At 38.4% G+C, this 14,532-nt stretch carries 14 protein-coding genes; 5 read left to right on the top strand and 9 right to left on the bottom strand.

Features of this window, described 5'->3' with window-relative positions; translation table 11 throughout:
- Positions 1-3: 3 nt before the first annotated feature.
- From FJR08_RS01400 to FJR08_RS01375, 6 genes are all read right to left on the bottom strand, one after another.
- A complete protein-coding gene (locus tag FJR08_RS01400) occupies positions 4-774 on the bottom strand; it encodes a DUF559 domain-containing protein (protein ID WP_168631913.1) in 771 nt (256 codons plus the stop codon).
- Positions 775-1,175: 401 nt separating this feature from the next.
- A complete protein-coding gene (fabG, locus tag FJR08_RS01395; protein ID WP_168631912.1) occupies positions 1,176-1,871 on the bottom strand; it encodes a 3-oxoacyl-ACP reductase FabG in 696 nt (231 codons plus the stop codon).
- Positions 1,872-2,024: 153 nt separating this feature from the next.
- Positions 2,025-2,342: a thioredoxin gene (gene trxA, locus FJR08_RS01390; RefSeq protein WP_168631911.1), complete on the bottom strand. Its 318-nt coding sequence runs from the start codon at positions 2,340-2,342 to the stop codon at positions 2,025-2,027.
- Positions 2,343-2,484: 142 nt separating this feature from the next.
- Positions 2,485-3,798: a dihydrolipoamide acetyltransferase family protein gene (locus tag FJR08_RS01385; protein WP_168631910.1), complete on the bottom strand. Its 1,314-nt coding sequence runs from the start codon at positions 3,796-3,798 to the stop codon at positions 2,485-2,487.
- 407 nt (positions 3,799-4,205) lie between these two features.
- Complete coding sequence (locus FJR08_RS01380) at positions 4,206-4,655, bottom strand: YlqD family protein (RefSeq protein ID WP_015083358.1); 450 nt, start codon at positions 4,653-4,655, stop codon at positions 4,206-4,208.
- 184 nt (positions 4,656-4,839) lie between these two features.
- Complete coding sequence (locus FJR08_RS01375) at positions 4,840-6,804, bottom strand: long-chain fatty acid--CoA ligase (RefSeq protein WP_168631909.1); 1,965 nt, start codon at positions 6,802-6,804, stop codon at positions 4,840-4,842.
- A 339-nt stretch (positions 6,805-7,143) separates the two neighbouring features.
- On the opposite strand from FJR08_RS01375, the gene FJR08_RS01370 reads away from it, so the two are divergent.
- Entirely contained in the window at positions 7,144-7,380 is a 237-nt protein-coding gene (locus tag FJR08_RS01370; RefSeq protein WP_168631908.1) for a hypothetical protein, read from the top strand.
- Positions 7,381-7,819: 439 nt separating this feature from the next.
- Here the strand turns inward: FJR08_RS01370 and recQ are convergent, their stop codons facing one another.
- Positions 7,820-10,006 (bottom strand): DNA helicase RecQ, encoded by a 2,187-nt coding sequence (gene recQ, locus FJR08_RS01365; protein WP_168631907.1) that lies wholly within the window; start codon positions 10,004-10,006, stop codon positions 7,820-7,822.
- 5 nt (positions 10,007-10,011) lie between these two features.
- Here recQ and FJR08_RS01360 point away from each other — a divergent pair, with 5 nt between their 5' ends.
- From FJR08_RS01360 to FJR08_RS01345, 4 genes are all read left to right on the top strand, one after another.
- Positions 10,012-10,158: a hypothetical protein gene (locus FJR08_RS01360; RefSeq protein WP_168631906.1), complete on the top strand. Its 147-nt coding sequence runs from the start codon at positions 10,012-10,014 to the stop codon at positions 10,156-10,158.
- Between the two features lie 130 nt (positions 10,159-10,288).
- Positions 10,289-10,867, top strand: a complete 579-nt coding sequence (locus FJR08_RS01355; RefSeq protein ID WP_168631905.1) for a hypothetical protein — start codon at positions 10,289-10,291, stop codon at positions 10,865-10,867.
- A 167-nt stretch (positions 10,868-11,034) separates the two neighbouring features.
- Positions 11,035-12,501 carry an SUMF1/EgtB/PvdO family nonheme iron enzyme gene (locus tag FJR08_RS01350; protein ID WP_168631904.1) on the top strand — a complete coding sequence of 489 codons (1,467 nt, stop codon included), beginning with the start codon at positions 11,035-11,037 and terminating at the stop codon, positions 12,499-12,501.
- A gap of 368 nt (positions 12,502-12,869) precedes the next feature.
- Positions 12,870-13,154 (top strand): DUF427 domain-containing protein, encoded by a 285-nt coding sequence (locus FJR08_RS01345; RefSeq protein ID WP_148763838.1) that lies wholly within the window; start codon positions 12,870-12,872, stop codon positions 13,152-13,154.
- A 55-nt stretch (positions 13,155-13,209) separates the two neighbouring features.
- On the opposite strand, the gene FJR08_RS01340 is transcribed toward FJR08_RS01345, so the two are convergent.
- Together FJR08_RS01340 and hisA are read right to left on the bottom strand one after the other, a co-directional pair.
- Positions 13,210-13,644 carry a molybdopterin-binding protein gene (locus FJR08_RS01340; protein ID WP_148763836.1) on the bottom strand — a complete coding sequence of 145 codons (435 nt, stop codon included), beginning with the start codon at positions 13,642-13,644 and terminating at the stop codon, positions 13,210-13,212.
- Positions 13,645-13,758: 114 nt separating this feature from the next.
- Complete coding sequence (hisA, locus tag FJR08_RS01335; RefSeq protein WP_148763834.1) at positions 13,759-14,532, bottom strand: 1-(5-phosphoribosyl)-5-[(5-phosphoribosylamino)methylideneamino]imidazole-4-carboxamide isomerase; 774 nt, start codon at positions 14,530-14,532, stop codon at positions 13,759-13,761.

Here is a 14,532-nt window from a genome sequence, read left to right as displayed (position 1 = left end):
CTTTCAAAATGGTATTGTCTCATCAAGTGGATTACTACGGTAATTTTCTTCTGATGACTTCCAGAACTGAGTCATTTCTGGCGGTAATAGCCGATGAATGACCTTCATGCCGTACTTGGTAATCTCGTTGTTTAGGATATGAATGACTTGAACGCCAGATCGTTGTAGAAGCCGATCCTTATGGATGTGCGCCTCGCTGCCAGAATGGCTACTACCGTCTATTTCTACAGCGACCAATCGCTCTCCTGTCCAAAATGCAAAATCAACTTTCATCATTCTGTTTGGGGCAAAGTGAAAGTCATCTTCCATCGGGTCATTTTGATATAAGTGGGCTTGTGGCAAAGGCATTATTGCCTCAAATACCCAGTTTCTGTCGTTGTATGGAGGTGGGGGGTCTTTCTTCTTCTTCTTATAGATATTTTCGATCCCATTAGGTAGAGTAACAGACTGCCGACAGTATTCAAAGTAAAGATCCAAAAAGATTTTCTCTGAATCAGTTGCCAATTCACATTTTTCTCTGAGATGTTGCTGAAGTATATTTAGTGCAGCAAAACTATCATTTTCATCTTTCCATGACCCAGGCATGACCTTCGTAAAATCTCGGAGACGAAGGGCGCAAGCCTTAGACCGATCAACGTAGGCAAGTGGCGTGTCAGACTGTAGGTAAGTGCCGGTTGTCGAAACACCAACAACTGAGATGCGTTCTATTGACCACTTCGGTCCCCCAAATGGGATCAGCAATTGGTCAGGAATTTTAATCTGAACGAAAGGCATTGTCCCAGCTTTGAATTTGAATGTAACAATTATTTATTATCTCGCAAGTGCGTGTTATTTTTCATCTTAATAGTGGATTGTGGTAGATTTTCGTCCAAAGTCTAAGAAATCGCCTCAATGATTATCTTCTAAAGTTTAATGTAGGAGGTTCAAAGGTCAGTGTAGCGATCGCCAATAATGAAAGATTACCGGAGATTCTCGGAAAAAGTCTATTGCGATCGCTTTAACTAATAGACATCTGGTGAAAATTAAATATGCGTGACTTACAACCCTTGTAGAGACGTTCCATGGAACGTCTCTACATTCTTTTCTGGAGATGTCTAATAATTATAGGTAATACCTGCTGAGTAACAAACAGATACCACTCTCATAACCGTTCTCTTACTCAGTCGTGGTGTATTTCAAAAATTGCCATAAACGGGAATTGCTGCACCACGGACATCCTTGGCTGCTTCTGAGGCTAAAAAACAAATAACTTGGGCGATAGATTCAGGTTTTACCCATTTATCAGCGATTTCTGCGGGTGTACCTACTCTGTTAGCGGGGGTATCAATGACACTGGGGAGAATGGTATTAGCAGTAATATTAGTCCCTTTAGTTTCATCGGCTATCGCTTTTGTTAAGGCTATCACTCCAGCTTTGGCCGCAGAATAAGCCGCTAATTGTCCTGCTGGTTCAGCACCAGCGCGAGAACTGACGGTAACAATCCGCCCATAGCCGTTTTCTAACATACTTTTAAGGCTATATTTGCAAGTCAAAAAAGTTGTATTTAAGTTGATATCTATTTCCTGTTTCCAATCATAAAAGCTGTATTCGTGAGTTTTTCCCTTGGAAAATCCACCAACTAAATGAATTAACACATCTACTTTTGTCATGCGGCTGACAAGTTTTTCTACTGAGGCTTCATCTTCTAAATTAGCAGGAATAAAATGAATTCTGGCAAAATCCGCAGGGGAAATAATTCCTTTGAGACGTTCTACATCTTTAGGATTACGATAAGGAATAGTCACATCTGCACCTTGGGCTATAACTGCGGGTGTTACACCTAAACCTAGTCCCCCTGTGCCACCTGTAAGTAAAACTTGTTTGCCTTTCATAAAAAGATGCACTCCTATGATCTTCTTTATTTAAGATAGCGCGAATTTTGTTTCGCGCAAAGGCACAAAGGAGCAAAGGCGCAAAGGAAGAAATACACTGAAAGTTGCTGTTATAGAGACGCGGAATTTTGCATCTCTATTGTAAGAACCTATTTAAAGCTGTGGTTGTAGATGTTGTACTAACTGTGCGGCTTGGATAACACCTTCAATTTTGTCTACGGGCTTTCCTTGTTTAAATAGTACCAAGGTTGGTAAAGCGGCAATGCCATACTGACTGGCTAATTCTTTATACTTTTCTGTGTCAATTTTGACAATCCGTAATCTATCTTTCAGTTCAAGGTTGACTTTTTCTAAAATGGGTACCATCATTTGACAAGGACCACACCAGTCAGCATAAAAGTCTACTAATACGGGGACATCCGAACCAGAAAGCATTTCTTCAAAGCTGTTGAATTGTTTTTTAGTTGCCATAATACACACCAACTTTTTAATTAATCGTTTGTTTTAATGTTAGTTCTTAGAATCTGGAATTTGTATATGTTTATATTTTTTATAGATCCCCTTTTTAGATTCCCGACTTCTCTCAGAAGTCGGGAATCTGGGTATTAGTCTCTTACATTGTCAAAGATTGGGGATTGGTTTCAATCAACTTCGCTAAGTCTTGCAAGAATCCGGCAGCATCAGCACCGTAAATAATGCGATGATCACAGGTGATTGTAACTTGCATTTGTTGACGCACACCAAATAATCCATCAGGTGTGGCAACTACTTGGGGACGTGATGCACCAATGGCTAAAATAGAACCTTGTCCGGGGGGTAAAATGGCATCAAAGGTATCTACACCAAACATTCCTAAGTTGGAAAGTGTAAAAGTACCGCTGTTATATTCTACTGGTTGTAGTTGTTTAGCTCTAGCGCGTTCTACTAAAGATTTCCAATTGCGAGATAAAGAGTAGATATCAACTGCATCTGCATTTTGTAAAACGGGTGTGATTAAACCACCATCATCCATGGCTACGGCAACAGAAACGTTAATATTAGGGTGATTGACAATTCCTTGATCTGAGTAGCTGGCATTAAGGATGGGGTGTTTTTGTAATGTTATGGCTACAGCTTTGGCTAATAGCGCGGTCATTGTCACACCTTTAGACTTAATTTGTTTGTAAAGTTTATCGAGTCCATCGGTGCTAATTGTGTAACTGACACGGAACACAGGTACAGATAAACTGGCTACCATGCCCCGAACTACTGCATTTTGTAAGGTTGTGAATGGCACTACTTGACCAGGAACGGCACTAGTAACTACTGGTGTGGCGACAGGTGCAGGTGCAGCTACGGGTACAGGTGCGGCTACAGGTGCAGGTGCGGCTACAGGTGCGGGTGCGGGAGTGACAACGGGGGTAGTAACGGGTTGGACTTTACCGACTGCCACTTCTATATCTTCCGCCACAATGCGACCGTAGGGACCGCTACCTGTGAGGGTATTTAAATCTACTTTGAGTTCTTTGGCTAGTTTGCGAGCGCGGGGTGAAACTACGACTCTGCCGGGTTCATGGTTAGAACCATTTTGAGATGGGGTGGCAGGGGCGGCAATTGCGGCAACGGGTACGGGTATGGGGGCAGGTGTGGAGGGGGCAGCAGCACCGTCTGCGTTGGCTAAGGACTGGGCTGTGGCTATTTCTGCTTCTGTTTCGGCAATGTATGCGATCGCTGCGCCAACTGGGGCGGTTTCACCAGCGGGAACAATGATATGGGCAAGATATCCTTCATAGAAGGTTTCCACGTCCATATCAGCTTTATCTGATTCGACAACCACCACTGTTTCGCCTTTCTCCACTTTATCTCCAGGCGACTTGACCCAGGAGACAATTTTGCCTTCGGTCATGGTGGAACTCAGCGCCGGCATAAATACTTCGTTAATGCTCATGATATGGTGGTTTCAGAATCAATTATATATGGACTTCAATCTACGAATTTTAACAGTTTTGTGATCAAGTGGGTGATTTTTTGGAAAAATCAGATTGATGATAACTATCTGTTTTTTTGGACAAAACACAACCGATTACTTGATTGTCAGCGGTTTTGGGCAGTTGAATAGATTTTTATGAGAAGATAGTTCTTCCTTATCAATTTTATGATAACAAATTCAAAATCATTTGTCAACCCCCTCAATTATTAATTTCCCCCCCTACTAGGGTAGTGGTTAAGCGTGATAATGATTGGTGTCAACTTCATGGATTAGCTTTGATAACTGTAGAGGCAGAGCCTCTGTGATAGCATTCCCAGTCAGAGACTGGGAACGAGATATGCTAAACTTCTACTTCAGTGCTAATGTTAGATATCTCCGCGAATTTCTTCGACAATACCATCACGGAGGACAACTTCAACCTGCATTTTACTAATCAAATTATCACCTAGTTCAATCCGGAAAAAGCTTTCCATTTGAAATTGATTGACTTCTTGATCTAATTCCAATAATTGTACTTGCTGGAGGTTTTGCAGCATTTGGTTTTTCTGCTCTAGAAGTTCACTTTTCTTTTGATTGACTTGCAGTTGAATGTTGTCAATTTGTTGGAGTGTTTGGGGTCCTGGTGGTTGCACACTCTGTTTTTGAATGGCGCTAACTGCTCTTTGTCCTTCAACGTCTAATTGTTGCAGTTGTTGGTCAACTTGATTAATTTGACCTTGTAGTTGCTGTTGTACTTCCTCTTTCCAGAGACTAGTAACTATGGCTTTGACATTAATCGGGCGTTTTAAAAGCAATTGAGGGTTGGAAACATCCATAAAAATTGTCCGTTCACTCTTAAATAGTTTGTAGTTTGGGGGAAGTCAGGAGTCAGGAGTCAGGAGTCAGGAGTCAGGAGAAAAAAAGAAAGAAAAAAAGAAGAATTTTCTTCCCATTCCCCTCTGCGGGGCTGCTTCCCTATATCTCCATTAAGTTCTGAAAGATTATCTGCGATTTAGGGAATTATTTGGCAAACATTGCGTTAATAATATCGCAATATCGGGACATGACAACGTGACGACGGATTTTGAGCGTTTGTGTCATGAGTCCATTTTCAATTGAGAATTGTTCCTCAATGAGTTTGAACGGTCCAACACGATCATCGGCTCGGTAGCTGGGACGGTTTTGAACTTCCCGATTTAATTCCTGACGAAACAAATCCTGGACTATTTTACTCTCTAAGTCAATTTTTTGACTATTATTTTGAGTTTCTGCCCATTTTTCTAAGGCTTCTAGGTTGGGAACAATCAAAGCGCCAATACTCCGTTGATCTTGCCCTACTAACATGATTTGGTCAATATAGGGTGATCTTAAACAAGCATCTTCTATGGGCTGGGGTTCGATGTTTTCCCCATTGGTTAAAACAATGGTGTCTTTTGCTCTACCTGTTAATACTAAGTCATTTTCAGGAGTTACCCAACCTAAATCACCGCTATCAAACCAACCTTCTGTGTCTATGGCTTTGGTTGTGGCTTCGGGATTTTGATAATAGCCCTGCATGATTTGTGGCCCTTTGAGCAGGACTAAACCCCGTTCTCCCACTGGTAGAGGTTGACGAGTCTCAGGATTGACAATTTTCACTTCTGTACCGGGAATGGGTTGTCCTGAAGAACCCCGTAAATTTCGCCAAGGACGACGAGCATTAGTTACTGGTGAGGTTTCTGTTAAACCATAACCTTGTAAAATTTCCACCCCAACAATTTCAAAAAAGTTATCTATATATGCAGGTAGCGCCCCACCACCACTAATAACGTGCTTGATGTTGCCGCCAGTAGCTTCTCGCACTTTGGTATAAACTAATTTTTCACCGAGTGCATGGAATAATAATAAACCCAATTCTGTTATTTTGGCTTGGGAACGTTCAATAAATGAAGCGTGAATGTGATTTAAACTCAATCCCTGCGAAATACGCCGCGCTTCAATATATTTCTGGCTCGTTTCTAGTAAGAACTTGACCAAACTTTGTTTTTTGGCTGGTTGTTCGCGGAATTGCTTTTGCACTCCTTCATAAATTGATTCCCATAGTCGAGGAACAGCAATCATATAATTGGGTTTAAATTTCTTTAAATCCCCTTTCACAGAACGCAAATTAGTGTAAATTTGGGTACAACCTTGAGAAAGTAGGAAATATTCTCCACTGCGTTCATAACTATGCCATGTGGGCAGAATACTGAGGGCAATATCTCCTTTTTTGGGTTGTACTACTGTTCCTAAGTTTTTAACTTGGTGCAGCAAATTTTTGTGAGATAGCATTACACCCTTGGGTTTTCCCGTAGTACCAGAGGTATAAATTAGGGTCGCTAAACTTTCGCTGCTTTGTTTGGTAGCTATTAAAGTGTTGTTACTACCAATATCTAATAATTGGGAAAAGTTCACCACTGGAAAATTACGTTCTGTGGGTGGTACTTCATCAGAAAGGAGAACTACCAGCTTAATCGGTAATTCATTTAAGCTTTCTCCTAACTTATTTAGAGTTTTGAGATCCTCAATTACTAATGCGGTACTGCCACTATGGGAAATAATATAAAGTAATTCTTCTCGTTCTGCTTGAGCGCTACGGACTGCATTTACCGCTCCAGCGGTCATTATACCTTGATCGGCAATAAACCAGCGGGGACTGTTGTCAGCAATGAGGGAAACCCGTTCACCATAGGGAAGAGTGTCGCTATTGTTTATATTGATGCCTAACTTTTGCAAACCGGCGGCAAATTGTTGAATTTGCCCTGACAACTGACTATAGGTAATTTTTACTTCTGGTTTGGAGTGGGGGTTATGCAGGGCAACAATATTACCAAATTTCCTGGCAGCTAAAGTCCAAATTTCTGGTAGTGATTCCACATTTGTGTAATCTACTAAACTCTGTAAAGCCAGGCTTTCCCGCTCAGAAATGTTAGCTAAGAAAGAAGTTGCAGATTGGTTTTGTGTCATAAATGCTGATGTTAAATTTAAATTGGTGATTTTTTCAATTTAATATAACGGTATTTAATAGACATCTGGTGAAAATTAAATATGCGTGACTTACAACCCTTGTAGAGACGTTCCATGGAACGTCTCTACATTCTTTTCTGGAGATGTCTAATACGTTAAAAGCACATTGTTGATGACAAATTACTGAATTATCACCGTTCCATCTATAAAAATCTATGCTAAACTGATTTTATATAAACTAAATACTATGGTTGAGTCTTAGGACATTGCCATATATTTTAGTTTTAGTCAAACTGTTTTCACGTAAATTTCATTTGGGGGTGATTCCCTATAGATTTGATGGATGTATTATTGCTCACCGTCATCAATGCTGGGGCTTGTTTGGCTTTGCCTAAGCTGCTATCTATGGTTTTGGTTCGTAAACCTCAACAATCTCAACCATTTGCCCTTACTCCTAGTTGCAAATCCGCCAAAATGGAAATGACCAGTTTCCCATATTGTACAGCCTACGGATTAACTGGTAGTCAATCTTGTAAATTTAGTCCGGATTTTTGTTCCCAATGTTCTCCTAATTAAAGAGAATATTAGCGAATAATAGCAATCCTCAATTATTTGTGAATATATTTATTTTCTTCTCTGCGCTATTCATACAGCACTTCCTGGTGTTATGAGGTACATATCTAGCGGGCAAGATGCCCGCACTACAAGAGTTTCATGATTCAACTTTGTCCCTCATAAGAGCGGAAACCGCTGTAATTCTCGGTAAAAACATCAATTTTCACAAATCAGACAGGATTGCTATACATAACAGGGAATAGAAAAGTTGCAAGTATTTAATTTACTTATGCAATGTCAAAGACATTCAAAAATGGTGTTTAGAATGCAAAATCAAGATGTAGTTATCACAGGGAGAGTTATTTATGAGTTTAATTGATGGTCTATTTTTAACAATATTGAATACGGCTATTTGTTTGGTTTTACCAAAACTGCTATCTCTGGCTTTATCGGCAAAAAACTAAAAATCAATATCATCTTTAATGGTTTTTTGTTTTTCTCTGCGCCATTTTGCTCTAACTAAACGAATTTCGTCAAAACTGTAGCTTTCACCTAAATTTTCCCGAATGGGTGTGAGGGCAATATCACCAACAATTTCTAAGACGTTCCAGATTTTCTTTTGGCGTTCTAAGGGGACTAATTTACTTAAATCTACAGGTTGTTTTTTCTCAATTAAATTGGAGAGATGATTGATAATTGTGGCAGTTTTAACGTTGCGTTGTTTAGCGATGTTTTCAATACTCAAACCCTGGTTATATAATTCCAATGTTGTTAATTCTGTATCAGAAGGTGAGTGAGAATGAGGTGAGGAACTAACTCGATTAATAGTCTTTTCTTGTAACCCTTGTTCTTGGCGGTATTTTTGAATTTCTGCTAAGAATCTTTCGCCATATTGAGATAATTTATGACTACCAACCCCGGAAAGATTGCCAAATTCATCTAAGGTTTTTGGTTGGCTTTGTGCCATTAATTTGAGGGTAGAATCATGGAAGATGACGTAGGGTGGTACTGCTTGTTCGTCTGCGAGTTCTTTCCTAAGCGATCGCAATTTTTGCATTAGCACTTCTACATCTGCTGCTTTGACATTTCCCTCTTCCCACGTAATTTTCTTGGCTATAGGAACAGCAATGGAAACTGGGCGTTGTTTTCGCATCACTTCCCAACTCAAAGCATTAAGTTTTAAAATTGAATAACCATCTGCGGTTTGTTCTATTAAACCTTGATGTAAAAGGGATCTTCCTAACATTCGCCATTCATCTACTGTTTTATCTTTGCCAATTCCATAGGTAGAAAGTTGATCATGTTTATTAACAACAATTTTCTGATTTTTTGCCCCTCTTAATATATCAATAATATGTAACATTCCATATCTTTCTTTACACCTGGCCACACAAGATAGAAATTTCATGGCTTCAATTGTCCAATCTTGCACAGGTTTAGGATAAAGACAATTATCACAATTTCCACAATTTCCGGGAAATCTTTCCCCAAAATAACCTAATTGAATTGTGCGTCTACAGTCTGTGCCTTCTGCATAATCTGTAACTTGTCTTAATTGCTGTTTAGCTATTAATTGTGCTTGGGGATCTGTTTTTTGTTCAATAATAAAATCAGTCGTTCTATTGTCGAAATTATTAAAAAGTATACAACGTGAAGGTTCATCATCTCTACCAGCACGACCAGATTCTTGATAATAACCTTCTAAATTGAGGGGTAAATTAACATGAATAACAAACCGCACATCTGGTTTATTAATTCCCATTCCAAAGGCAATTGTTGCCACCATTACCCGCACATCATCCCGAATAAATCGAGTTTGATTTTTAGAGCGTTCATCATCACTTAATCCCGCATGATATGCTAAAGCGGCAACTTTATCCTTTTGTAATTTAAAAGTTAATTCATCAACTTTTTTACGAGTTAAACAATAGATAATTCCTGAACCTTCATTTTCTCTAACAATTTCTAATAATTCAGCGTAAGCACGATTACTTTTAGGACGAACTTCATAATAAAGATTTTGGCGGTTAAAACTAGTAATGTGAATACTTGGTTGTTTTAATCCTAATTGTTCGATAATATCAGCCCTGACTCTATCTGTGGCGGTAGCAGTGAGCGCAACTGTAGGAACATCAGGATAACGTTTTCGGAGTAATCTTAATTGCCGATATTCTGGGCGGAAATCATGCCCCCATTCTGAGACACAATGGGCTTCATCAATGGCAAAGGTGGAAATTCCGACTTTTTCTTTAACTACGTCTAAAAGGGGGAGAAATCGGTCACTAACGAGGCGTTCTGGGGCGACATAAAGTAATTTTATTTTACCATTCATGATCGCTTCTTCACGGGAGCGAACTTTATAGGCGTTGAGACTACTATTGAGAAATGTGGCAGAAATATTATTAGTTCGCAGTGCTTCTACTTGATCTTGCATTAAGGCTATCAACGGTGATACTACGACTGTTAAACCGGGTTTCAAAAGTGCCGGTAATTGAAAGCACAGAGATTTCCCCCCACCTGTGGGCATAACTACCATTAAATCACGATTTTCTAACGCATCTTCGATAATTTGCCGTTGTCCAGGGCGAAATTGATCATAACCAAAATGATGTTTTAAAGCTTTTTCTAAGTGTGGATACTGAAGCATGGTAGATGGCTGCTGCGTGTCTGAGTTGTGATGAAGATATTAGGATTTTAACGCACGTTGGGGAATTGGCAGAGGGAACGCTAGAATTTATAGATAGGAAAATGTCTGAATCAGGATGTCCAGGATTAAAGGATGAACAGGATAAAAATTAAAGTGTTGAATTTTATTAATTTTCTAAAATTTCTTCTATCCAGAGTTATAAAAAAGTGACGTGAAGTGATAATATCTGTATTTGTAATGATATTACGTACCTCTGTTGCTTTGTATACATAAAATTTTCTTATGGATGAGGTTTCTACTAAGCTCCTAGCGATTTTCCAGAATGTGAATGAGTGGCTGAAGTTTGCAGAGGCTAAAAATGGTATTTTGCTGGCTTTTTCTGGTGCTGCTATTACTGCAACTATCACTCTTTTAGTCACAGCACAAAATATTCCCCATTCCTTAAATTTTGGGTTGTTGTTAACAACGATTCTACTTTGTATTTGCGCTTTGATTTGTTCCCTGTCTTTTTTGCCTAAAATAGATTTGGAGCGTTTATCATGGTTGCGAGATAGACCAAATAAAAAATTAAATTCTTTAGATCCAATCAAAGATAATTTCTGGTATTTTGGACATTTGTGGAAATATAAACCAGATGAATTACTGGAAGCATTGAATAAACCCTATTTCAAGGGTAGTGTAGATATAACTAAAGAAGAATATAAGGAATATAAAGATATTGCTGAACAAATTACTATTAATGCAGAAATTGCATTTTTGAAGTTTGAAGTTTTTACCTATGCGATAAAAGTTTTAATTGCTTCTATTTTAATAATTCCCTGTTCAATGCTCATAAGTTTGGTTATTTATCGGCGTTTGTGATTTTCATGATATCTTCAATGATTTTTGACAACAAAAACGAAATATATATAATGTAAACATATACATTCTGTAAGGGTTTAGCAATGCTGAACCCCTACAGCAAACTATATTTAATATTCCCAATTTCATCAATTTAGATTTACTCACAGAAAATAAAAGCACCTATCATGTCAGAAGAAAACATTCGATTAACTGTAGTTCAACTTGATTTATTTCAGTCTTCAAAATCAACTAATTTTATTGAAGATGAATTAGGTGTAGAAGGTACGAAAATCTTTGTTTATAAGATTAGAGAATTTGTTAAAAATGCTTTTAATAAAACTTTTGAAAATCATGAAATCCATGAATATAATGAAATACATTCTTTAGGTGGAGATGGTTATCGCATATCATTTAAGGATGTAGATAAGGCATATACATTTGTAGAAAATTTTCGTAATTTGGTTGATAATTATAATCAACAAGACAACAAGAAGCGATTATTTCGTATTGCCGCAGCAACTGGTGAAGTTTTATATGATAAATCTCAATTAAATATTGATAAAATAATAGGACATCGTGTTTTGTTTACAGTTTCTCGAATGGTTACAGCAGCAGAACCTGGTTGGTTGTATGTTGATAAAGCAACATATCAAGCAATCCCTCACAAGTCGCAAAATAATTTTATTCTCACAAGTATTAAAGGAAAAGAGCATGATCCAAATTTGGAAGCTTATGCTTGTCCAATGTTATGTGATGCTTCGCCATTCATTCAGCCTTTTAATTTTGAAATTGCTATTATAGATAGGAAAAACAAAGTTAGTTACAAAAGCAAAGAAACTAAAGAAGTAAAAATTGAAGCTAAATACTTTATTGAAAAGTTAGATAATAATGTAACCCTAGAAATGATATCTATCCCAGGTGGAATATTCCAGATGGGAACAACAGAGGATGAAATTGAGAGGTTGTGTAAACTATATAATGAAGACTATTTCAGACGAGAAGGAGAACAACATGGTGTAACTGTACAATCTTTCTGTTTCGGTCGGTATCCTGTCACTCAAGCGCAGTGGAAAGCAGTAGCTTCTTTCCCACAAATAAATCGAGAACTAAATCCTAACCCATCTCATTTTCAAGGAGCAAATCGCCCTGTTGAGTGCGTTTCTTGGGATGATGCGGAGGAGTTCTGCTTGCGCCTCTTACATCATACTAAAAAACAATACCGCCTTCCTAGTGAAGCAGAATGGGAATATGCTTGTCGCGCTGGGACAAAAACAGCATTTCATTTTGGTGAAACACTGAAAACAGATTTGGCTAACTATAATGGCAAATATGGTGGTGAAGGAGATTATCGACAGGAAACAACAGAAGTAGGTAGTATGAAGTTTGCTAATAGGTTTGGATTATACGATATGCACGGAAATGTATGGGAATGGTGTCAAGACCATTGGCATGATAGCTATGAAGGTGCGCCTACAGATGGAATCGCATGGATAAATACAAGTCATAATCCAAAAGGAAGAATTCTTCGCGGTGGTTCTTGGTATACTGGCCTGGCAAATTGTCGTTCCATGCGTCGTCTTTACGCTAATTCAGGACAGGAACATAACACCTACGGGTTTCGAGTTGCTTGTAGTTCTTCATGGATTTTGTAGTTTTTTAGACTTTGACTCTTTCGCTTGCGAGGGAAAAATATTTTTTTTCAGAAATCAAGAATGATACGAGGAATTTATTCCTCATTTGAGGGCTGAAGCCCTTACTACGAAATCATCTCCAGATTTTTTACATTACTTAATCTACTTTGATTTATTTTCGTCTACTTACTTAATCTAATTTCCAATTAACAAGTTTCTGGACTATTTCATCGGTTTTTTTCACAGTCTTTAAATTTAGCAGGACTAAAATTTATTTCGATACTTGTGATTGCTATTTCGCAAAACTTTTACCAAATTTCAGTATATCACGTAAATAAATAGTTATTTTAAATGTCACAATATAAATTGTTAACTTTTTTTAAACTCAAATCATGAAAGCAATTTGGAATGGCGCTATTTTAGCCGAAAGCAATAATACCGTAGTTGTGGAAGGAAATCATTATTTCCCTGCTGACTCTATCAAGAAAGAATATTTTCAAGACAGTAGCACTCACAGCACTTGTCCCTGGAAAGGAGTTGCTAGTTACTACAGTGTTGAAGTTGACGGACAAGTTAATAAAGATGCTGCTTGGTATTATCCTAGCACTAAGGAAAAAGCTAAAAATATCGAAGGTTATGTTGCTTTCTGGAAAGGTGTAAAAATCGAAGCTTAGTAAACAAAAAGATTCCCGACTTCTTAAAGAAGTCGGGAATCTAAGTTAAGTATTTCTAATCTTTTGCAATCACAATATCATTAGATTTAATCACAGCATAGGCTTCTGTACCTTCAGATAATTCTAATTCTTCAGCGGAAACTCTAGTAATCATGGAAGTTAACTCAACTTTGTGAACAATTTCTAGAGTTATTTCTGTATTTACACTTCCAGTTGTGACTCGTTTCACTACTCCTTTCAAAACATTACGCGAACTCACTTTTAATGCTTTTTTGGGACTAACAATTTCAAATTCAGGATGCTTAGTTTCTGCTTTTTCCTGTGAAGTTGATAATGATATGGACGGTGATGAATATTTATTAAGTCCCCGCACTAATTCCCGCAAAATCTCAGTTTTAGTCCGCTGGGAGTTTTGACAAAATTCTTCTAATATCTTGCGTTCTTCTTCAGATGTTTGAAATGTCACCCAACCCTGGTCTTTTCTTGGCATAAAATTACTAATTTATTGAGTAAATATAATCCTAATACAATACTAGCAATAATCAATACAATCAAGGGCGCAGACCCTGCGCCCCTACAGGTTTCTCTATATTGCTAATTCATTTTAAGCAATGCTAGAAATACCGAAATCTGGTGGTATATCTTGCAGTCTTCCCGGACCAATAGCTTGTAATCCTTCTTTGAGGAGAATATCACCAGTATACAAGGCTTTACCAACTATCACACCTGTTACCCCTTGGGGTTCTAAAGCTAATAAACTTAACAAATCGGTGACGGAACTTACGCCACCGGAAGCAATTACGGGTATGGAAATTGCCGCTGCGAGTTCTCGTAATGCGTCTAAATTGGGTCCTTGTAGTGTGCCGTCACGGTTGATATCAGTGTAAATGATGGCTGCTGCACCTAATTCTTGCATTTGTACTGCTAGTTGGGTGGCTAATACTGTTGATGTTTCTAACCAACCACGAGTTGCAACTAAGCCGTTACGGGCATCTATGCCAATAATAATTTGTTGGGGAAATTCTTGACAGAGTTCTTGGACTAGCTGGGGTTGTTCAACGGCGACAGTTCCCAGAATTGCCCAATTTACTCCCAGATTAAATAATTGTACAACACTGGAGCGATCGCGCAATCCGCCCCCAACTTCAATGGGTATATCAAGATTATTTCTAATGGCTTCAATAGCTGCTAAGTTGACGATTTTTCCAGCTTTTGCGCCGTCTAAATCAACTAAATGTAGTCTTGTCGCGCCTTGGTCTGCCCACATTTTCGCTACTTCAACGGGGTTTTCGCTGAATACTTGCGATCGCTCGTAGTCTCCTTTATATAGTCGCACACAGCGACCTTCTAGTAAATCAATTGCGGGGATGACTTCCAT

Origin of the sequence: Dolichospermum sp. UHCC 0260, from assembly GCF_009711985.1 — a bacterium.
Classification (GTDB): Bacteria; Cyanobacteriota; Cyanobacteriia; order Cyanobacteriales; family Nostocaceae; genus Dolichospermum; species Dolichospermum lemmermannii.
Note: the sequence above shows the minus strand (reverse complement) of the source record. Positions and strands in the feature narration are given on the sequence as shown.

Excerpts from the sequence above, each read along its gene's own strand:
- FJR08_RS01400 (WP_168631913.1), bottom strand. The coding sequence starts at position 774 with ATGCCTTTCGTTCAGATTAAAATTCCTGACCAATTGCTGATCCCATTT.
- fabG (WP_168631912.1), bottom strand. The coding sequence starts at position 1,871 with ATGAAAGGCAAACAAGTTTTACTTACAGGTGGCACAGGGGGACTAGGT.
- trxA (WP_168631911.1), bottom strand. The coding sequence starts at position 2,342 with ATGGCAACTAAAAAACAATTCAACAGCTTTGAAGAAATGCTTTCTGGT.
- FJR08_RS01385 (WP_168631910.1), bottom strand. The coding sequence starts at position 3,798 with ATGAGCATTAACGAAGTATTTATGCCGGCGCTGAGTTCCACCATGACC.
- FJR08_RS01380 (WP_015083358.1), bottom strand. The coding sequence starts at position 4,655 with ATGGATGTTTCCAACCCTCAATTGCTTTTAAAACGCCCGATTAATGTC.
- FJR08_RS01375 (WP_168631909.1), bottom strand. The coding sequence starts at position 6,804 with ATGACACAAAACCAATCTGCAACTTCTTTCTTAGCTAACATTTCTGAG.
- FJR08_RS01370 (WP_168631908.1), top strand. The coding sequence starts at position 7,144 with ATGGATGTATTATTGCTCACCGTCATCAATGCTGGGGCTTGTTTGGCT.
- recQ (WP_168631907.1), bottom strand. The coding sequence starts at position 10,006 with ATGCTTCAGTATCCACACTTAGAAAAAGCTTTAAAACATCATTTTGGT.
- FJR08_RS01360 (WP_168631906.1), top strand. The coding sequence starts at position 10,012 with ATGGCTGCTGCGTGTCTGAGTTGTGATGAAGATATTAGGATTTTAACG.
- FJR08_RS01355 (WP_168631905.1), top strand. The coding sequence starts at position 10,289 with ATGGATGAGGTTTCTACTAAGCTCCTAGCGATTTTCCAGAATGTGAAT.
- FJR08_RS01350 (WP_168631904.1), top strand. The coding sequence starts at position 11,035 with ATGTCAGAAGAAAACATTCGATTAACTGTAGTTCAACTTGATTTATTT.
- FJR08_RS01340 (WP_148763836.1), bottom strand. The coding sequence starts at position 13,644 with ATGCCAAGAAAAGACCAGGGTTGGGTGACATTTCAAACATCTGAAGAA.
- hisA (WP_148763834.1), bottom strand. The coding sequence starts at position 14,532 with ATGGAAGTCATCCCCGCAATTGATTTACTAGAAGGTCGCTGTGTGCGA.